A 19,956-nucleotide genomic window follows, 5' to 3' on the forward strand; every position below is an offset into this window, starting at 1 on the left:
GGGTGTTCTTACGAAGCGAAAATTAATCAATTTTCTACTTCTGCTCCACTCCCAACTATGCGGGGGTAAGCCGACGAAGTGAAAATTATTTGATTTTCTAGTTCTGGTCTACTCCCATCTGGTCCAAAAGTCTGAATTTATACTAGATTAATGAGTTGTTCTTTCATTTTTAGTCAAAATTTTCTATAATAGAATTACCAAAGTGTAAAAATTATGGCGAGAGAGTGGTGACAATATGAATATCGGGCTATTTACAGATACTTATTTTCCTCAGGTCAGTGGGGTTTCGACCTCTATCAAATCATTAAGGGACGAACTGGTTAAAAGGGGACATTTCGTTATTATATTTACAACAACGGATCCTCATGCCGATGATGATGAAGATGGGACTATCGTGAGGCTGCCTAGTATTCCATTTGTAAGTTTTGAAGAGCGTCGTATTGCATATAGTGGTTTTGATAAGGCATTGCGGATGGCGCGTCGTTTTAAATTGGATGTAATTCATACCCATACAGAATTCTCTTTAGGTTTAACTGGATTATATGTGGCGGGAAGATTAAAAATTCCAGCTATTCATACGTATCATACTCTGTACGAAAAATATACGCATTATATTTTAGATGGCGACTTGATTCAAGCGAAACATGTTGGCACATTAACTCGATTGTTTTGTGAACAAGTGGAAGGGATTATCGCTCCAAGCACGATGACTTTTGAAAAATTGAGAGATTATGGTATTCAAAATGAGATTCGCGTCATCCCAACTGGGGTTAAAATTCCTGAACCAAATATAGAAAAAGTAGCGGGGTTAAAATCAAAGTTGGCAATCGCTTCAGATGAAAAAGTTTTTTTATCTTTATCACGTTTATCCAAAGAAAAAAGTATTGATAAAGTAATCGATGAATATGAGTTCATTGCTAAAGAATATCCAAATTCGCGATTGTTAATTGTAGGCGACGGACCAGCACGTGAAGAATTAGAAAATCAAGCTGCCAAGAAAACAGCTAGAATTGATTTTATTGGGGAGGTTAGCCATGACGAAGTCCCCAATTACTATCAGTTATGTGACTTGTATTTAAATGCTTCTGAATCTGAAACGCAAGGTTTGACTTATTTAGAAGCTTTTGCCAATTGTTTACCGATTATCGCAAAACGCAATCCTTATTTAGAATCTTTAATGCCACAAGCGTGTTTTGGTCAATTATTTGATGATGACGTGAGTTTATCGCAAACGGCCATTAACTTTTTAAAACAAATGGAACGTGGTGAAATTCAAACAATTGATACGAAAGCCTTATCGGCTATTTCGGTAGAAACTTTTGGTCAATCGGCAGAAGCGTTTTACGAATATGCGATCCAACATAAATGTCGCTCGCGCTTTAATATTCCGGATATTGTGATTCCACGAATTAAAAACTTAATCCGTGATGTTGTATTAGGCCCAGATAAGGAAAATGGTCAAGAATTTACAAATAACTAGCGAAAAATAATTGAAAATTCGCTTTGCTTTTTCTTGCAATTTGAACATATTTTGTTAACATAGTGTATGTGGAGTTTTGGGCTGATGTTATTTAGCCAATAAGCTGTTTACATATCTTTAACGAAGAAAGGAATGTTTCCATGAAACCTTCGGTATTAATAGGAATTATTCAACGATTAAATTCGATGATGGCATCAGAAAATAATGAAGAAGTTCGTCGTTTTGAAGTTGAAGGCGTTGAAAAGTGCATTGTAAAATATTCAAAAGAGAATGATTCTTTTGAAATGACGGATCGCGAAAATGATACAACTTATCAATTCGATGATATTGATTTAGTAGCAATTGAAATTTTTGAATTACTAGCTTAATTAAAGAGCATTTTTCGGGACTGGAAGATATTCTAGTTCCTTTTTTTATTACCATTTACTACTTTCTTAGGGCGCGGTTGTGCTATAATAAGAAATAACCAAGTCAATTATTAGAAGAACCAAGGAGGAAAGCATTTGGCTGAACAAACATACCAATGTATCGGGTGTGGCGCTACGATTCAAACTGAACAAGAAGAAGCAATCGGTTATTTACCTAATAGTGCCTTACAAAAAGGGATTGAAAAAGGTGAATTCTACTGTCAAAGATGTTTTCGTTTACGCAATTATAATGAATTACAAGATGTCGCCATAGATGATGATGTCTTTTTAAATAAATTAAATCAAATCGCGGAAGATGATGCCTTTGTTGTTTATGTCGTTGATATTTTCGATATTGAAGGCAGTATCATTCATGGCTTATCTCGTTTTATTGGACGACAGCCATTTGTCGTATTAGCTAACAAAGTCGATTTATTACCAAAAGTAACCAATTTAAGAAAATTGAAGCATTGGGTTAAAGTGGTAATGAATCAAAATAGATTGTATCCTGAAGAGGTACTTTTGGCCAGTGCAACGAAGCAACATACTTTAGCGGAAGTTATTAATGTGATTGAAGCGAATATTAATCATAAAAATGTTTATATCGTAGGGGTAACCAATGTTGGCAAATCTACCTTAATCAATCAATTGATTAATCATTATGGTGGTGCTAAATCAATTGTCACGACTTCTAATCATCCTGGTACCACACTTGATATGATTGAAATACCATTAACAGATGATCACGCCATTATTGACACACCAGGAATTGTACGACGCTCTCAACTTGCCCACTATTTATCACGTACAGAAATCAAGCAAGTGTTACCGACTAAACCATTAAAACCCAAAACTTATCAACTAAATCCAGAGCAAACTATTTTCTTAGGTGGCTTAATGCGTATGGACTTTAATGCTGGACCAAGAGCGGCCTTTACTTTTTATGTATCAAATGATGTCTATATTCACCGTACCAAACTATCAGAAGCTGACACCCTTTATCAGAAGCATCGCGGTGAATTACTAAGCCCACCAGGTCCTAATAGTATCGACAATTATCCACCATTAGTTGCCAAAAAAATTCATTTAGAAAAAAATCAAGACATTGCCTTATCGGGGTTAGGATGGTTAACAGTCAATCAGCCAGTTGATTTAACAATTTGGGCACCGAAAGCCGTTGCTTTAACCGTTCGCGAGTCAATTATTTAAAAGGAGAAAAAGATGACACTGAATAAAGCACAGAAAAAATATTTAAAAAAAGAATCTCATGCAATAAAATCAATTTATCAAGTAGGTAAACTAGGTTTAACCGATAATTTTATTGAACAAATCGATTTAGCGATTGAGCGTCACGAACTAGTGAAATTTAATATTTTACAAAATTCTGATGAAACAATTAAAGAGGCTGCGGCTAAAGTAGCGGATGCAATTAATGCCGAAGTTGTTCAGACTGTTGGTCACACAGCAACACTTTACCGTGAATCAGAAACGGAAAAATATCGTGATTATTCCTTACAAATTTTAGAACTAGATTAATTTGAATTGAGGTGTGAAGTGGATGACGTTACAAACAGAGACAGAAACGGATTTAGAACGTGCACTAGCAGAAGCGATTGATTTTTTAGCAAACTCACAAGAAGCTTTGCAACCGAATCGCCAAGGACGTTACCGTATAGGGATTATGGGTGGGACTTTTAATCCACCTCACTTGGGACATTTATTAATGGCTGAACAAGTTGGTCATCAATTAGATTTGGATGAAGTGTGGTTTATGCCGACTGCTAAGCCACCACATGCACCAGGGAAAAAAACGATTGCTTCACAACATCGTCTGCAAATGGTACAAAAAGCCATTGCAGGCAATCCGATGTTTAAATTACAACCGTATGAAGTAAATCGTGGTGGGAAAAATTACACGATTGATACGATGCGCCACTTTGTAGAAGAATATCCAGAAGCTGATTTTTACTTTATTATCGGCGGTGACAGCGCGAATGATTTATCAACATGGCGTGAAATTGATGAATTGATTCAACTCGTACAATTCGTGGCAGTCCGACGTCCAGGAGAAAAACCTTATATGGAACCGTATCCGATTTTATGGGTTGATTCGCCATTAGTAGATTTAAGTTCAACCGAAATTCGATTAAGAGTTTTCTTAGAACAATCTATCAAATATCAAGTACCGTCAGCAGTTGAAGAGTACATTAAAAAGCATCGCTTATACCTCGAAGATTAAAGGTGAAAATATGGAATTTTCAAATGAATTAATAAATGTTACCCGTGAGCAATTACTAAGTGATTTAGCAACCAAAATCAAACCCAAACGTTATCAGCATGTATTACGAGTAGAAGCAACAGCAATTGAATTAGCTAAGCAATATGGTGTCAACCCTGAAAAAGCCAGTATAGCCGCTTTAATGCATGATTATGCAAAAGATTATCCAGATGAGGAAATGCTAGCATTAGCACAGAAACGTTGGGATGAACCGACATTAAAAGAAGCAAATGATAATGTTTGGCATGGCTTTGCAGCCGCTACAATCGCCAAAGAATTGTACCACATTGAAGATGAAGATATCTTAACGGCCATTTCGGCGCATACTATCGGTTGGGATGAAATGTCCCCATTAGTAAAAGTAGTATTTATTGCCGATTACATGGAGCCAGGTAGAGATTTTCCTGGTGTTAAAAAAGCTAGAAAATTGGCGTATAAAGATATAGATGCAGCGGTCACTTATAAAATGGTTGAAACAATCAAGCATTTAGCTGATGAAGAAGTTGCAATTTTTTTACCAACCATCGAATTTTATAATCAATGGATTTTAAGGAGAAATGTATGACAAAAACAAATTTAGAAAAACTAGAAGTAATTGTGCGTGCTGCCGATGATCGTATGGCACAAGATATTATGGCATTGGATGTCAGAGAAGTGACCCCCTTAGCTGATTATTTTGTGATTATGCACGCTAGAAATGAACGTCAAATGGATGCGGTAGTCGATTCCGTGTTAGAAGCTGCGGCAAAAAATGAGATTGAAGTAAAACAAGTTGAAGGTAAAGATGGAGGACGTTGGGTGTTAATCGATTTAATCGATATTATTGTCCATGTATTCTATTATTCTGAAAGAAGTCATTATAATTTAGAAAAAATTTGGCAAGACGCACCCCTAGTGGATATCTCGGCTTGGGTGAGTGACAATAATGAGCTTTAGTAAGATTGCCCGGGTTTACGACCGGTTCAATGATATTTCCAGCTACGAAGATTGGCTTGACTTTACTTTAAATTCATTAAGTGAACAACCTCAAAAAGCATTAGACGTTGCCTGTGGGACCGGTTGGTTTCCTGTCATGTTACAAGCTTTTGTTGGCGAAATGACCGCAATTGATATTGATGAAGAGATGTTAAAAATTGCCAAAAAAGAAGACCCTAATTCGCAAATTATATATCGACAAGCGGATATGTTGGCCTTAGAAGATTATGCTAATCAGTATGATTTAGTCACTTGTTTCGCTGACTCGCTTTGTTTTTTGGACAATGAGACCCAAGTAACAACCGCAATTCAACAAATGTTCAACGCGCTTAAATCTGGGGGAACTTTGCTTTTTGATGTTTGGACCCCTTATCAAGTAACGCGCGGTTTTAAAGATTTCAGTTATTTTGATAGCGATGAAAAAGGGGCTATTATGTGGGATAGTGAGGTTGATGAACAGCACTTACAAGTGGAACATTACTTAACGGTGTTTGATCAAACGTCCCCAGATGGACTTTATCAACGTTTTGATACTGTCTTGACCGAAAAGACTTATCCACTCGATTTTTATCAAAGTATTTTAGCAAAATTACCTACTCAATCGATTGAGGTATTAGTTGATTTTGGCGAAGATGAATATCGACCAAAACGCCATTCAACAATGGAACGTTGGTTCTTTAGAGTGGTAAAAAAATGAAAATAGTCGGGCTAATTGCAGAATATAATCCTTTACACAAAGGCCATCAATATCAATTGAAGCAGATTAAAAAAAGCAGTCAATGCGATGTATTAGTGGTCGTGATGAGTGGGAATGTCGTTCAAAGAGGCCAATTTGCTGTTCTAGATAAATGGCAACGCGCGCAAATCGCAATCGACAGTGGGGCTGATTTTGTCTTTGAGTTACCTCTTTTAGCCAGTTTACAATCGGCAGATTATTTTGCTAAAGTGGGCATTGAATTATTAGCATTGTTAAATTGCAGTGAAGTTTATTTTGGCAGTGAACAAGCAGATATTCAGACATTGACGCAATTTGTCGAAGCGGTAGAAACTCACCGAGCGGCTTTAGACATCGAAACAAAAGCGGCCTTGAAAACGGGGCTATCTTATGCAGCCAGCTATCAACAAGCTATCGTATCGGTTCTGGGTGAATTTCATTTCGATAGTAGTTTACCCAATCATCAACTGGGGATTCAATATATTAAAGCCAATCGACAGCTGAAACACCCGATGATATTACAAACGATTAAGCGTATAAAAAATGAGGATGGTTTATACAGTGCTACCAGTGTTCGTGAGAAAATCACTCAAGGACAATTGCAGTCAGCGGAAGTACCATTATCTACGTGGCAAGCAATCCAAGCTAATGCTCCGGTGTTGATGAATGATTATTGGCCATTATTGAAATATCAATTAACGACTCATAATGCTGAAAGTTTAAAGCGTATTTTTGGCATTAAAGAAGGATTTGAAGTAGCGATTTTAAATCAATTACGCTGGGCTATGAGCTGGGATGACTTCGTTAATCGCTTGACGTCGAAGAGATGGACAGCTGCTTCAGTGAATCGAATCTTAATTGCAGTGTTAGGCAATATTACTGACCAACAATGGCAAGATTATAAAACGAATTATGCCAAACAACCCGTTATCAGGTTATTAGCTTATCGCGAGAGTCAAAATCACTATTTAAAAGATTTGCGTTATCAAAACGTGGAGATTATAGCTAATTGGAAAAAAGATTACGCTGATCGTTATCATTTACAATGGCGTATTGATCAAGTATATCAGCTAAATCCGATAAATAGCCTTCAAGAACAGAATTTAACGCAATATCCGATAAAAAGATAAATTAAAAAATATAAGAGAGAATTGACAGTATAGCCAAAAATAGGGTATAATACATACTGTCGTTTTAGAGGTGATAATATGAAATGGACAATTCGAAAGTTACGTGATAGTAGAGATGAATTGGTACCAATCGAAGTCGATTTGGATATCAAAGAACAAGCAATTTCACGAGATGATTCAATTATTCATTTAGAACCCGTTCACGTATCAGGTTATTTTGTTGTTCGAGAACCAGATATTATATTACACTGTAATGCGGATGTAGTTATTACATTACCATCAACGCGCAGTTTAAAACCTGTGGAAGTGGATTTAACCTTCCCAATTAAGGAACGTTACGTCTATCCTGAGGATGATGTAAATGCAGACGATTATGAGGAGACAACTATCGTTCTTGAACACGATTATATCGACCTCGAACAGGCTGTACTGGAGACTCTATTATTAAGTTTACCGCAACGAGTGGTAGGACCTGATGAAGTTGAAGAGGATTTACCGAAAGGTAATCACTGGGCAGTCTTGACCGAAGATGAATACCACCAGCAACAAGAGGATGCTAAGCCGGAAATTGATCCACGCCTAGCGAAGTTGCAATCCCTATTAAACGAAGACAATGAAACTGAGTAAACTCAGTCACTATCAGGAGGTGTAAAACATGGCAGTACCAAAACGTAAAACATCAAAAGCATCAAAAAGAAAACGTCGTACACACTTTAAATTAGAAGTTCCAGGAATGAACACATGTCCGGAATGTGGTGAATTAAAATTAAGTCACCGTGTATGTCCATCATGTGGTTTCTACGATGGCAAAGACACAGCAAAAGATGCTGAATAATTAAAAATATAGAGTTAGGATGACGATTTCCTAGCTCTTTTTTTATTTGAAAATAAATTAGGCTCCTAAGTGATTATCAAGCATTTGTAGAAAAAGAAGAGTAGTAGCGACAGTAAGTGATGAATTGATACTTTTAGTTATGTGGAAATATGTTACACTAGAAAGTGGATTAATTTGAAAAGGAAGTGAAGTATGTCATTACGAAGTAAAGGAATTATCGCCATTTTATTATCAGCATTAGGATTTTCATTAATGAACTTATTTATTCCCTTAGCAGGTGATATTCCGACCATTCAAAAAAGTTTTTTTAGAAATTTAATTGCAATGATTGTCGCAATCATTGTTTTATTCAATGAACATAAGAAGGTACCTATTAAAGAACTTGAAAACCCAAAATCAATTCCTTGGGGAACGCTGATTTTAAGAGCATTTATTGGGACCGTCGGTTTATGGTGTAATTTTTATGCGATGGATCATCTTATGATTTCTGATGCCTCAGTATTAAACAAATTATCGCCATTCGCAACCTTAATCTTCTCGTTTTTGTTTTTAAAGGAACCGATGAAGAAATTCCATTTGGTAGTGCTGGCTTTTGCTTTTACGGGCGTATTATTTGTTGTAAAACCAACGTTAGCATCGACCGCGATGTTCCCTTATCTAATCGGTATTTTAGGTGGGGTTAGTGCCGGTGCGGCTTATACTTGTGTTAGAAAACTGAATTCCATGGGTGTTACCCCGGCATTTATTATTGCCTTTTTCTCGGCTTTTTCCACGATTATCAGTTTACCACAGCTCATTTTTAATTATGCACCGATGAGTGGACAACAAATTTTAATTTTGGTAACTGTTGGTTTAATGGCAACCGTGGGTCAATTTGGTATTACATTTGCCTATAAATTTGCTCCGGCTTCTGAAATATCGGTTTTTGATTACACGAATATTATTTTCACTGGTTTATGGGGCTTTATATTTTTAAAACAAGTGCCTGATCGTTATAGTTTATTAGGTTATGCCATGATTATGTTGGCGGGTATCTTATCATTCCAATATAATCGTTACTTGTTAAATAAAATGAAAAAAGAGGGTTAAGCAAGAAATAGAAATTCAAATGAATTTCGTTTCGACTGTTCACAACCGCACAGTTGGGAATGGACCAGAAGAAGAAAATCGAATGATTCTCGCTTTGTCTGTTACCCCGCACAGTTTGAGACCACTCAACCCCTGCGCTATTAATTTACGAACAATAACCTTAACTAAAATTATCAAGTTTATGCCAGCCTCAAGTCTCTTTTATATTTTATGCTGTTTCGACAGTTAAGTGGAAGCTATCGCGCCCGATATTTAAAGTAACATCATTTAAAGCATACTTATTAGTTAGAGCATTGTTTGTCAAATCGGTGGCGATTGTTCCGTTAATATTGTTTGTCAAGCTTTAAAAAAACATCTCCAGGGGATTGGGTCTCAACAATAAATAGCCTATTTCTTGTGGGTCCACACAAAAGGTTGTAGAGCCTAAAAAAGAACTGCCATCCCAACCATTGGGATGACAGTTATGCTAGGTCGAATAGTTTTAGTCAGTCTTTCTTTTAGCAATAAGCGATAGCTTTGGTTTATTTAAATCATTTAAGTAATCTAACTCAATTAAGAAATCTAGATGTGATAAAATATTTTGCGCTTTAAACGACCCTTCTAATAACACACCACGTTCACCAAGTCTGTGTTCAAACAACACTAAAGCAGGTGTGCTCTCGACATTCATATCACGAGCGATTTGTTGATCTTTTTGCAATAAATGTTTGGCATAATCAGATTCCAAATCATCGACAAAGGTTTGCATGTCTAGGCCAATCTCTTCAGCTAAATCTAAAATAAATTCATCTGAAAATCTTTCTAACTGCCCGACAATTCGTGACTGCATTTCCATTAGGAAACGGCGGCCCTTCTTTTTGCCTTGCATTGAAGCGGCTTTATAAGCTAATGAGGCTAGATAAACACTACGATAAATATGGTTACGTGAAGTCAAATCGGTAGACGGTATTCCTAAACGATTCATAAATTCTGTTACAATACTTTGATTGTGGAAACATAAAATGTGGACGTCGGTTTTAGCAGAAATTAAGTTTATTGTTTTGGTTAATTCTCGTTCACAGTTAAAACATTGGCGTCCTAATGGATTGACAAATAAGTAAAATTCAAAAACTTTAGGAATCCCATTCGTTCTGTATTCAATTTGATATTCAGATTTCACAGTAATTCCTCCCTCTAATCTCTCTAGTAATATTATCTTACCAAAACTAAATATCTAATACCAATCATAAGCTTCCATGTCCATTTGATTGTTTTAGATAATGCACAGCTCGAGCAATTTTCTTATCAGCCGGACGAAAGTCGATTCCTAAGGCGGTGAGTAAGTTTTCAAATGCTACTTTTGCTGGTTCTAAGTCATGGGTTTCTAATTCAATTTCATAGTCGACGGTATCACCATAATAAGTTCGGTCAATAGCCCATTCGCCGTATTCGTTTTGGTAAAGATAACGGTCTGTTTTTATTTGTAAAAAAAGCTCCAAAGTGTCATCGTCCTTAAATAAATAACGCAATTGATCCTTTATGACGGGGTCATGAAGTTGGTCAAGGGTTATTGTTTGAGGGACGGGCACGATAGGATAGCTATGACTTTCAGTTAACTCAAGTGAACGATGTTGGTCTTGTTGTTGTTTAAAGGTCCATTCGCTATGGGTATTAAAATTCCGTAATCTTAAGGTAGCCTGCGCTTTTTTGAGTTTTTGATCAGCTGAATCATAGTAATTATTATGTTGGGTTTGATATTGATCAAAAGCCAGTTCAAAATGACTTAATAGTTTTGTGAATTCATTAGCGGTTAACTTGGCTTTTATTTCTTGTTCAATTGAATAACTCATGATATCCCTCTTTCTTTAGTCCGTTTTTGATTATATCAAATTTTTCTCGCATATCCCAATAAATTTTACTCAAGTTGTGGTAAAATGGAAATGTTAGTGTGACCAATTTCTAATGAGGTGATTGACGATGCAAGTAGAAGATAATTTTATTGAAGATTGGAAACAATTTTTAGCGCCGTATAATCAAGCGGTAGAAGAATTGAAGCTAAAATTAAAAAATATTCGCGATGAATATAAAGATAACCATCGCCATACACCTATCGAATTTGTAACTGGACGGGTAAAGTCAAAAGAGAGTATTTTAGAAAAGATGGCTATCCGTAATATTGAACCAGAAGACTTATTAATTGGTGTTCAAGATATTGCGGGTATTCGGATTATGTGCCAGTTTGTTGAAGATATCTATGAGGTCGCTCATCTATTGAAAAATCGGCAAGATTTTAAAGTGTTATTAGTCCGTGATTATATCAAGAATCGGAAAGCGAGTGGTTATCGTTCTTATCATATGGTAGTCGAGTACCCGGTTCAACGAGCAAATGAAACCGTTAATGTCATTGTTGAAATTCAAATCCGTACATTGGCGATGAATTTTTGGGCAACAATTGAACATTCTCTAAATTATAAATATCGAGGAGAATACCCAGAAGAAATCCTTAGAAGATTGGAAAGAGCATCGGAAGCTGCTTTTATGTTAGATGAAGAAATGTCTGAGATTAGAGATGAAATTAGGGAAGCTATTCGTATCTTTGATCGCAAATAGGAGGCCGACAAGATGTCAATTCGTGTTTATATTTATGCAAGTCAAAAAGAAGAATCACAGTCGATTAAAGCAAAATTATTAAAACTATTAGCAAAAGCGAATATTGCAGTGGTCGATGAAGAACAAGCATTCGATTATATTATTACAATCGGAGGCGATGGCACCTTATTATCCGCCTTTCAACGTTTACAAAATCGTGTAGATTCGATACAGTTTATTGGGATTCACACCGGCCATTTAGGTTTCTATGCTGATTGGCAATCATATGAGATTGAAGCTCTGGTCGAAGGATTGTTAGATTGTGTGGATAAACCACCGGTGACCTATCCATTGTTAGAGATTACCATGGAAGATACCATTGGCAATAAAAGTAAATTCTTGGCATTAAATGAATGTTCGATTCGTTCAAATTTTGGCACGATGGTCAGTGATATTTATGTTAAAGAAGAATTTTTTGAAACACTTCGCGGGGATGGCTTGTGTATCGCGACACCGACCGGATCCACTGGTCTTAATAAATCATTAGGTGGAGCTGTGATTCATCCGCGTTTAGATGCGTTACAATTAACAGAGATTGCGTCATTAAATAATCGTGTTTACCGTTCATTAGGTTCTCCGATGATTATTGCCAAAGATGAATGGTTAAAGATTTATCCTACCATTCATGGCAAAGAAACGACCTTTATGTTAATGTTTGATAATAAGTATATTAGTGATATTGAGATTCAATCATTAGTTTTAAAAATTTCTGAAAGCCGGATACGCTTTGCTAATATCCGTCATACCCATTTTTGGAATCGAGTGGAAGCATCTTTTATTGGCTTAAAACAAAAACAAAACAATATCAATCAAATCAATAATCTATTAAAATAATAGGAGCAATGATATGAAACAATTTTATTCTCTATTTTTGACCAGTATGGTTGCAATATCAACTTTAGCAGGTTGTTCCACCACAGATAAGAAAGTCACAACAACGACTGAAGCATCAACGACTGCTGAGGAGACTACCATCCAAGAAACAACCGTTGAAACATCCGAAGAGACCGTTACTGACACGTCAGTACAATCAAGTGAAGAACAAGTTGAAAATTCAAATGAAGCGTCAACGACTGCTAATAATGACAATGAAAGTAATGTCATCGCAGAGGAAGATTTAATCGATGGTGAAGTCGTTATTGATGATAATCTCAAATTTTTAGCAATGGAACCAGCAGAAAAAGCGGCACGATATGCTGAATACGATCATATCAATAAAAATACTTTAACTGAAGTGGCGGCTCTTGATTTTTCACAGGTTGAAGAGGTTGCTAGCGAAGAAGAGTATAATGAATTAATGGAAAAAAGCATGGATGAAGCAGTCGTGTTATATTTAGGTTTCGATGAATGTCCTTATTGTCGTGCTTTTATACCGAAATTAAACCATTTAGCAAAAGAATTGGATGTGACTTTACATTATTACAATACCAATCGTCGAGTAGAGGATCTTAATTTTAATGATGTCATTCAGTTTTTAAATATCGAAACAGTCCCGCATGCTTTTATTTTGCAACAGGGCGAAATTAAAGCGCGTATCAATCACCAAAATACTATGCAGGAGATGGAAGACTTCTTAAGACAAGTAGTAGAGTTAAATAAATAAGATGGAATTTAAATTTATTAGTGAATTAACGGAACCCATGCAGATTAAGTATTTTTTGCATCATTTAGAATTACCACGTGGCTTTACGACCGCGGTAAAATTTAATGGGGAAATATTATTAAATGATCAACCAGTTTCAGTTAGGGCGATGATTAATCCTGGTGATGAGCTAATCCTGGTCGCACCGGATGAAAAAGGACATGATACGGTCATTCCATCATTTGAGCCAATCGAGATTGTATATGAAGATCGAGATTTATTAGTTGTCAATAAACCAGCTGATGTGGTCTCGATTCCATCGATTAAGGATCCTGATTCGGCGATGGCCAATCGTATCAAAGGTTATTATGTTGCTCAAGATTATCATGATCAAGTCATTCATATCGTGACGCGATTAGACCGTGACACGACGGGACTGATGTTAATCGCTAAGCATCGATTAGCTCACGCCTTGATGGATCGGCAAATACAAAATGGTCAAATACAGAAATTTTACCAGGCATTAACGACAAAGACCAACTGGCAGAATGTGCATGGAATCATTGATGCGCCAATCGCCAGAAATGATCAATCGTTAATTACGCGAGTCGTTGATCCTAGCGGTAAGAGTGCTCAAACGGAGTACTGGGTTCAAGAACAATTTCCACACAGTTCTTTATTAAAATTACAATTACATACCGGACGGACTCATCAAATTCGTGTTCATTTAACCCATGTAGGTGGTCCCTTAATTGGAGACGACTTATATGGCGGTCCTTTAACTAAAATACTGGACCGTCAAGCGTTACATTGTGCAGAATTGCAATTTTTCCAACCTTTTACAGGAGAACCGCTTAAAATTCAACAACCATTGCCGGATGATATGCGACAATGGATCATTAAAGAAACAACGTTTAAGATAGAAAATCAATAAACATCATTATGGAGGGATAATATGGAAGTGTTTGAAAGAAACTTCGAAGAAAACGTAGAAGTCATCAAACAATTACTAAATAATAATCGTATGACACGTTTTCGTGCAGAATTTTTGGCAATGCATCAATACGATCAAGCTAAAATATTTGAGCAAATATCACCAGAAGAACGTGATAAAGTTTATCAATACCTTTCACCATCAGAATTAGCAAGCATCTTTGATGCTTTTGAAGTTGATGAAGTCCCGATTGATGATTATTTCCATGAAATGAATGACAACTATGCGGCCAGTGTATTAGCTGAAATGTATGCCGATAACGCCGTTGACTTCTTAAACCATTTAAAAGACTTAAAAAAAGTCAAAGTTTACATGCAATTAATGAAACCAGAAAGTGCTCGTGAAATTAGTCAATTGATCAATTATTTACCAGAAACAGCGGGTTCCATTATGACGACCGAGTTTGTTTGGATTGATGAAAATCTGACATTAAGAGAAGCTTACGAGTATTTAAAAACCGCAGCGGTACAAGCCGAAACAATTTATTATGTTTATGTCATGGATGAGCATGAACGCTTGACCGGGGTTATTTCACTTCGTGATTTAATCATTAATGAAGACAGTCGTTTAGTTAAAGACGTCATGAATACCCGCGTGATTTCGGTGCAAGTGAGTGATGACCAAGTCGAAGTCGCTAAAATGGTTCAAGACTATGACTTATTAGCTTTACCGGTTGTGGGCTTTGACCACGAACTTTTAGGGATTATTACAGTCGATGATATTTTGGATATTATTCAAGATGAAGCGGACAGTGACTACTCTGGTTTAGCTGCGGTTGATGTTAATGTTGACCACGAAACACCTTGGTCTGCTGCTAAAAGCCGTTTGCCGTGGTTAATTACGTTATTATTCTTAGGAATGGGGACTGCTACGTTAATTAGTCAGTATGAAGACTTAATTGAATCTGCTAGTGTATTATCAGCATTCGTGACATTAATTACTGGTACTGCGGGGAATGCCGGAACTCAATCATTAGCGGTCGCTGTGCGTAAGTTGACGAATAAAACAGAAGAAGATACCAAAAATAATTTAATGTTTGAAATTTTAACTGGTTTAATTAAAGGTATCATTGTTGGTGTTACCATTGCGGTTGTGGCAGGAATATGGAAGCGAAATATTATTTTAGGTGGTATTATTGGTATATCGATGGCTTGTGCAATCTTTGTTGCGAATTTAGCCGGCGCGTTAATTCCGAAACTAATGAATAAAATCGGCTTTGATCCAGCGGTTGCCAGTGGACCGTTCATCTCAACGCTTAGTGACTTAACTTCCGTGTTTATTTATTTTACAATTGCATCAGCTTTTATGAATTATTTACGTTAAATACAAGATTTTTATTAAGAGTGGGCAATGAGGCATGACAAATGAAACAGCAATCAGTCGATTGTCAACCATTCGCTCATTCCCTTGCTGACTCTTATTTTTTAAATTAAAGGAGGGTAATCCATGAAGAAAACCGCAAAAGTATTAGGAGCTAGTACCATGATGGCCGGCGTGTTACCACATTTATATTTCTTAGGTAAACATCATAACAGAAAGGCGACCAAAGGGGTTCAAATTATTACCAGTAATCAAGTAGCGACGAATCAGACGGAATATTTTTTATTAGCGAACGGTAATTTTCCTTTATTTACTAAAGTGTATCATGTTGAAAAACCTAAAGCTGTTGTTCAACTGGTCCACGGTGCGATGGAACATCAAGAACGCTATGCAAATTTGATAAAAAAATTAACTCAACAAGGTTTTGCCGTAGTGGCTAATGACCATCGTGGCCATGGGCGTTCGGTAACGGATAAATATCCTAAAGGGTTTATGAATGGTACTCAAGAACTCTTAAATGATTTAGTACTAGTGACCGATTTTATTAATCAATTGTATCCTGAAGTACCAGTCTATATGTTTGGGCATTCGATGGGCTCAATGCTAGCTAGAGCTTATTTATTGGAAAATGATCAGCGGATTGACAAGTTAATTTTGACAGGTGTACCGCCTTATAATCCAATGGTTGGTGCTGGTATTACGCTGGCAAAACTAATTGGCTTTTATCGTGGCGAAAAAGCTTCAAGTTCAATCTTGAATGTATTACCTAAGGAACTCGATTGGATTGCTTATAACCAGCAACATTTACAAACGATTGCGAATGATCCTTTAGGAATGGAACAATTTACCAATGGGGGTAATTTAACGATGTTTGAGTTGAATCGTCTCTTAAATTATCCGAAGAAGTTTAAAGCGAAACACTCAGATTTGCCAATTCTAGTATTAACTGGAGCCGACGATACGCTCATTACCGGCGGCTCAGACGGGATTGATGATTCAGCACGCCGTCTAACGAAAGCAGGATACCGTCATTTAGTGTTAAAACAATATCCGAATATGAAGCATGAAATCATTCATGAAAAAGATGCCGATACTGTGTTTGAAGATATACTTTCGTTTTATCGAAAAACGAATTGATTGATGTAAGGAGTAAGATAACGGATGAAACAAACAATTAATTATTTAGAAGACTTATTAGCAATTCCTTCACCAACAGGTTATACCAATGAAGTAGTGGATTATTTAGCCAAGACAGTCACAGAATTAGGCTATGACTTTCGACGAACACCAAAAGGGAACTTAATCGTGACGGTTGAGGGACAAAATACCCAAGAGCATCGTACAATAACGGCACATGTTGATACTTTAGGAGCCATTGTACGTGCGGTTAAACCGGATGGACGTTTGAAACTAGATAAAATAGGTGGCTTCCCTTGGAATATGATAGAAGGAGAAAATTGCATCGTTCATATGGCCAGCAACCAACAAACAGTCAGTGGCACTATTTTAATTCATCAAACAAGTACCCATGTTTACCGTGATGCCGGAACAGCCGAACGTACCCAAGATAATATGGAAGTGCGTCTCGATGCAAAAGTGACGAATGAAGCAGAAACACGAGCTCTAGGAATTGAAGTTGGCGACTTTGTTTCTTTTGATCCACGGACCATTATTACGGAAGAGGGCTTTGTTAAGTCACGCTTCTTGGACGATAAAGTCTCAGCTGCTATTTTATTAAAACTGTTAAAAGTTTATGCAGACGATAAAATTGTTTTACCTCATACGACCCATTTTATGTTCAGTGTCTTTGAAGAAGTAGGACATGGTGCCAACAGTAGCATTGATTCTAAGACCGTTGAGTTTTTAGCGGTTGATATGGGAGCGATGGGAGATGATCAACAAACTGATGAGTATACCGTTTCAATTTGTGTTAAAGATGCTTCTGGCCCTTACCATTATAATTTCCGTCAACATTTAGTAGCCTTAGCCAAAGCCCGAGAAATCCCATACAAATTAGATATTTATCCTTATTATGGTAGCGATGCTTCGGCGGCCATGCGTGCAGGAACGGATATTAAACATGCCTTATTAGGTGCGGGAATTGAATCGAGTCATTCGTATGAAAGAACGCATATGGATTCGATTGTAGCAACCGAAAAATTAGTGGATGCATATCTAAGAAGCGAGTTAGTTAAATAAGAGCTGTTGCTTTTTAAAGTGAGATAATGACTTAGAGCTCTTCGCTTTGAGCAATGAGCTAGTTAAATAGTGCCCCTTGCTCTGAGAAATAATCTAATTCGTTGTCCTTAATAGCGTTTTAGTTAAATAAGGGCTGTGCTTTTTTTAAAATAAGCTAGCTAAAATAGGTAAATAACTTGAACAGCGAAATTTAATAAAAAATTACGAATTGCAATCAGCCAATATAATAATAGATAATGAACAGTTAAAAATGTTTTAGTTTGTGAAATGCTATAATCTTGATTATTGATAATCACTCTAATATGCAATTTTTAACTGTTTTTTGGCAATTATTGCACAAAAGGAATTAAGAAATAACGCAATCCAATCGAAAAGTTTGTGAAAACTCCGACTATTTAATTTTAAATTTTAAATAATACTCATTAGTGAAATATAAAGAAAAGGATTTCAAATATTGATATAACAATATTTCTAGTGCATGATTAATAAAAATATTTAATAAGTAATAAGCTTTTTTTTTGTGAAATATGTGGTATGATAAAAAATGTAATCATATCATTGTGTGTAAAAAGTAGGAGGTATATGATGAAAGTAGTTGTTATTGGATGTACTCACGCAGGTACAGCAGCAGTAAAGACAATCTTAAATGAAAATCCAGGTGCTGAGGTTGTTGTTTATGAACGTAATGATAATGTATCATTCTTATCTTGTGGAATTGCATTATACATTGGTGGCGTTGTTAAAGACCCTCAAGGATTATTCTACTCAAACCCTGAAGAATTAGAATCTTTAGGTGCGGAAGTAAACATGGAACATGATGTAACAAATGTTGACTTAGATGCTAAAAAATTAAATGTTAAAAATTTAAAATCTGGAGAAGAATTTGAAACAACATTCGATAAATTAGTGTTAACAACTGGTTCATGGCCAATTTTACCTCCATTCACAGGCTTCGATTTAGAAAATGTTTTATTATGTAAAAATTATCGTCAAGCACAAGAAATCTTTACTCGTAAAACAGACGCTAAAAAAGTAGTCGTTATCGGTGGTGGTTATATTGGTATCGAATTAGTAGAAGCATTTGCTTTAGAAGGTAAAGAAGTTACTTTAATCGACGGTTTAGATCGTATCTTAAATAAATATTTAGATGCTGAGTTTACTGATATTTTAGAACAAGACTTACGTGATCGTAATGTAAATGTTCAATTAAACCAAATGGTTAAAGGATTCGAAGGAGAAAATGGTAAAGTCACTAAAGTTATTACCGACAGCGCTGAATACGATGCAGACATGGTAATTGTGTGTGTTGGTTTCCGTCCAAATACAGATTTAGTAAAAGACCAATTAGAAACATTACCAAATGGTGCTATTATTGTAGATAACTACATGAAAACTTCTCATCCTGATGTATTTGCTGCAGGTGACTCTACAGCTGTTAACTATAACACAAATGGTGGACATGCATACATTCCATTAGCAACTAATGCTGTACGTATGGGATCATTAGTAGGTAAAAACATTAACGGCGATAAAGTTGCTTACCGTGGAACTCAATCTACTTCAGGATTACATTTATTCGGATGGAACATTGGTTCAACAGGGGTAAACGAAGGTTCAGCAAAACATTTTGGTTTAGAAACTCGTTCAGTGTATGTTGAAGATAACTACCGTCCAGAATTTATGCCAACTAACGAAAAATTATACATGAAATTAGTATATGAAGTAGGAACTGGCCGTATCGTCGGTGGACAAATCATGTCTAAATACGACTGTACAGCATCAGCTAACACATTATCATTAGCAATCCAAAACAAAATGACGATCGAAGACTTGGCTTATGTTGACTTCTTCTTCCAACCAGTATTCGACCGTCCTTGGAACTACTTAAACATCTTAGCTCAAGCAGCAGTAGAACAAGAACGTAAATTAGCAGAAGAAAACTAATCTAACTCATTAAAATAATTATTAGACTAGGTAGAACGATTGAATGTCTGCCTAGTCTTTTTATATTGACTGATAATAAGTATCGTGAAGAAAAACAAACTAATCATACTAGATTATATAGATTCTACTCATTCTGGCGGAACTAGCTGAGCGAGAGGCTGGGAATAAAGTTGATAAATTTAGTCAAAATTATTGTTCGTTAATTAATAGCGGAGTGGTTGAGTGGCCTCAACCTGCGTCTTAAATAGGTAAGGCATAAATTTGATAAATTCAATCAAGTGATTGTTCGCTAAATAAAAGCGCAGTGGTTGAGTGGCCTCAAACTGCGTCTTAATGAGGTTAGGCATAAATTGGATAAATTCAACTAAGTGTTTGCTTGG

The 19,956-nt window shown here is 36.2% G+C and carries 23 protein-coding genes; 20 read left to right on the plus strand and 3 right to left on the minus strand.

Features of this window, described 5'->3' with window-relative positions; genetic code table 11:
- The first annotated feature begins 235 nt into the window (after positions 1-235).
- The 12 genes from GSA01S_RS04115 (at position 236) to GSA01S_RS04170 (ending at position 8,909) form a co-directional block, all read left to right on the plus strand.
- Positions 236-1,480 carry a glycosyltransferase family 4 protein gene (locus GSA01S_RS04115; protein WP_066125151.1) on the plus strand — a complete coding sequence of 415 codons (1,245 nt, stop codon included), beginning with the start codon at positions 236-238 and terminating at the stop codon, positions 1,478-1,480.
- 140 nt (positions 1,481-1,620) lie between these two features.
- Positions 1,621-1,848 carry a YkuJ family protein gene (locus GSA01S_RS04120; RefSeq protein ID WP_066125153.1) on the plus strand — a complete coding sequence of 76 codons (228 nt, stop codon included), beginning with the start codon at positions 1,621-1,623 and terminating at the stop codon, positions 1,846-1,848.
- Positions 1,849-1,983: 135 nt separating this feature from the next.
- Positions 1,984-3,096, plus strand: coding sequence for a ribosome biogenesis GTPase YqeH (gene yqeH, locus GSA01S_RS04125; RefSeq protein WP_066125155.1), 1,113 nt, complete (start codon positions 1,984-1,986; stop codon positions 3,094-3,096).
- Between the two features lie 12 nt (positions 3,097-3,108).
- Positions 3,109-3,423 (plus strand): ribosome assembly RNA-binding protein YhbY, encoded by a 315-nt coding sequence (gene yhbY, locus GSA01S_RS04130; protein WP_066125157.1) that lies wholly within the window; start codon positions 3,109-3,111, stop codon positions 3,421-3,423.
- A gap of 22 nt (positions 3,424-3,445) precedes the next feature.
- Positions 3,446-4,126 (plus strand): nicotinate-nucleotide adenylyltransferase, encoded by a 681-nt coding sequence (locus GSA01S_RS04135; RefSeq protein ID WP_083513193.1) that lies wholly within the window; start codon positions 3,446-3,448, stop codon positions 4,124-4,126.
- A 10-nt stretch (positions 4,127-4,136) separates the two neighbouring features.
- Positions 4,137-4,730, plus strand: a complete 594-nt coding sequence (gene yqeK, locus GSA01S_RS04140) for a bis(5'-nucleosyl)-tetraphosphatase (symmetrical) YqeK (RefSeq protein ID WP_066125159.1) — start codon at positions 4,137-4,139, stop codon at positions 4,728-4,730.
- The gene (rsfS, locus tag GSA01S_RS04145) at positions 4,727-5,101 is read left to right on the plus strand and encodes a ribosome silencing factor (RefSeq protein WP_066125161.1); all 375 of its coding nucleotides are present in this window, start codon (positions 4,727-4,729) and stop codon (positions 5,099-5,101) included. The genes yqeK and rsfS overlap by 4 nt, the downstream gene beginning before the upstream one ends.
- Positions 5,091-5,837, plus strand: coding sequence for a class I SAM-dependent methyltransferase (locus GSA01S_RS04150; protein WP_066125163.1), 747 nt, complete (start codon positions 5,091-5,093; stop codon positions 5,835-5,837). Before rsfS ends, GSA01S_RS04150 begins: the two co-directional genes overlap by 11 nt.
- A complete protein-coding gene (locus GSA01S_RS04155) occupies positions 5,834-6,985 on the plus strand; it encodes a tRNA(Met) cytidine acetate ligase (protein ID WP_066125165.1) in 1,152 nt (383 codons plus the stop codon). Before GSA01S_RS04150 ends, GSA01S_RS04155 begins: the two co-directional genes overlap by 4 nt.
- Positions 6,986-7,063: 78 nt before the next feature.
- Positions 7,064-7,612: a YceD family protein gene (locus GSA01S_RS04160; protein ID WP_066125167.1), complete on the plus strand. Its 549-nt coding sequence runs from the start codon at positions 7,064-7,066 to the stop codon at positions 7,610-7,612.
- 28 nt (positions 7,613-7,640) lie between these two features.
- Positions 7,641-7,820 carry a 50S ribosomal protein L32 gene (gene rpmF, locus GSA01S_RS04165; RefSeq protein ID WP_066125169.1) on the plus strand — a complete coding sequence of 60 codons (180 nt, stop codon included), beginning with the start codon at positions 7,641-7,643 and terminating at the stop codon, positions 7,818-7,820.
- 192 nt (positions 7,821-8,012) lie between these two features.
- Positions 8,013-8,909 (plus strand): DMT family transporter, encoded by an 897-nt coding sequence (locus GSA01S_RS04170; RefSeq protein WP_066125171.1) that lies wholly within the window; start codon positions 8,013-8,015, stop codon positions 8,907-8,909.
- 208 nt (positions 8,910-9,117) lie between these two features.
- Here GSA01S_RS04170 and GSA01S_RS11190 read toward each other — a convergent pair whose 3' ends face one another.
- From GSA01S_RS11190 to GSA01S_RS04180, 3 genes are all read right to left on the minus strand, one after another.
- The gene (locus GSA01S_RS11190; protein WP_257876980.1) at positions 9,118-9,249 is read right to left on the minus strand and encodes a hypothetical protein; all 132 of its coding nucleotides are present in this window, start codon (positions 9,247-9,249) and stop codon (positions 9,118-9,120) included.
- Between the two features lie 141 nt (positions 9,250-9,390).
- Positions 9,391-10,068 carry a DsbA family protein gene (locus GSA01S_RS04175; protein WP_066125173.1) on the minus strand — a complete coding sequence of 226 codons (678 nt, stop codon included), beginning with the start codon at positions 10,066-10,068 and terminating at the stop codon, positions 9,391-9,393.
- Positions 10,069-10,132: 64 nt separating this feature from the next.
- Positions 10,133-10,738 carry a CYTH domain-containing protein gene (locus GSA01S_RS04180; RefSeq protein WP_066125175.1) on the minus strand — a complete coding sequence of 202 codons (606 nt, stop codon included), beginning with the start codon at positions 10,736-10,738 and terminating at the stop codon, positions 10,133-10,135.
- A gap of 127 nt (positions 10,739-10,865) precedes the next feature.
- Here GSA01S_RS04180 and GSA01S_RS04185 point away from each other — a divergent pair, with 127 nt between their 5' ends.
- The 8 genes from GSA01S_RS04185 to GSA01S_RS04220 all read left to right on the plus strand — a co-directional run bounded on the left by GSA01S_RS04185 (position 10,866) and on the right by GSA01S_RS04220 (position 19,576).
- Complete coding sequence (locus GSA01S_RS04185) at positions 10,866-11,498, plus strand: GTP pyrophosphokinase (protein ID WP_066125177.1); 633 nt, start codon at positions 10,866-10,868, stop codon at positions 11,496-11,498.
- Between the two features lie 12 nt (positions 11,499-11,510).
- Positions 11,511-12,371: an NAD kinase gene (locus GSA01S_RS04190; protein ID WP_066125180.1), complete on the plus strand. Its 861-nt coding sequence runs from the start codon at positions 11,511-11,513 to the stop codon at positions 12,369-12,371.
- 13 nt (positions 12,372-12,384) lie between these two features.
- Positions 12,385-13,140: a TlpA family protein disulfide reductase gene (locus tag GSA01S_RS04195; RefSeq protein ID WP_066125183.1), complete on the plus strand. Its 756-nt coding sequence runs from the start codon at positions 12,385-12,387 to the stop codon at positions 13,138-13,140.
- A gap of 1 nt (position 13,141) precedes the next feature.
- A complete protein-coding gene (locus tag GSA01S_RS04200) occupies positions 13,142-14,053 on the plus strand; it encodes an RluA family pseudouridine synthase (protein ID WP_066125185.1) in 912 nt (303 codons plus the stop codon).
- 21 nt (positions 14,054-14,074) lie between these two features.
- Positions 14,075-15,436, plus strand: coding sequence for a magnesium transporter (gene mgtE, locus GSA01S_RS04205; protein ID WP_066125187.1), 1,362 nt, complete (start codon positions 14,075-14,077; stop codon positions 15,434-15,436).
- A 123-nt stretch (positions 15,437-15,559) separates the two neighbouring features.
- Positions 15,560-16,570, plus strand: coding sequence for an alpha/beta fold hydrolase (locus tag GSA01S_RS04210; RefSeq protein ID WP_066125189.1), 1,011 nt, complete (start codon positions 15,560-15,562; stop codon positions 16,568-16,570).
- Positions 16,571-16,594: 24 nt separating this feature from the next.
- A complete protein-coding gene (locus GSA01S_RS04215) occupies positions 16,595-17,632 on the plus strand; it encodes a M42 family metallopeptidase (protein ID WP_066125191.1) in 1,038 nt (345 codons plus the stop codon).
- Between the two features lie 585 nt (positions 17,633-18,217).
- A complete protein-coding gene (locus GSA01S_RS04220; protein WP_066125193.1) occupies positions 18,218-19,576 on the plus strand; it encodes an FAD-dependent oxidoreductase in 1,359 nt (452 codons plus the stop codon).
- The last annotated feature ends 380 nt before the right edge of the window (positions 19,577-19,956 follow it).

Origin of the sequence: Globicatella sanguinis NBRC 15551, from assembly GCF_001552295.1 — a bacterium.
Classification (GTDB): Bacteria; Bacillota; Bacilli; order Lactobacillales; family Aerococcaceae; genus Globicatella; species Globicatella sanguinis.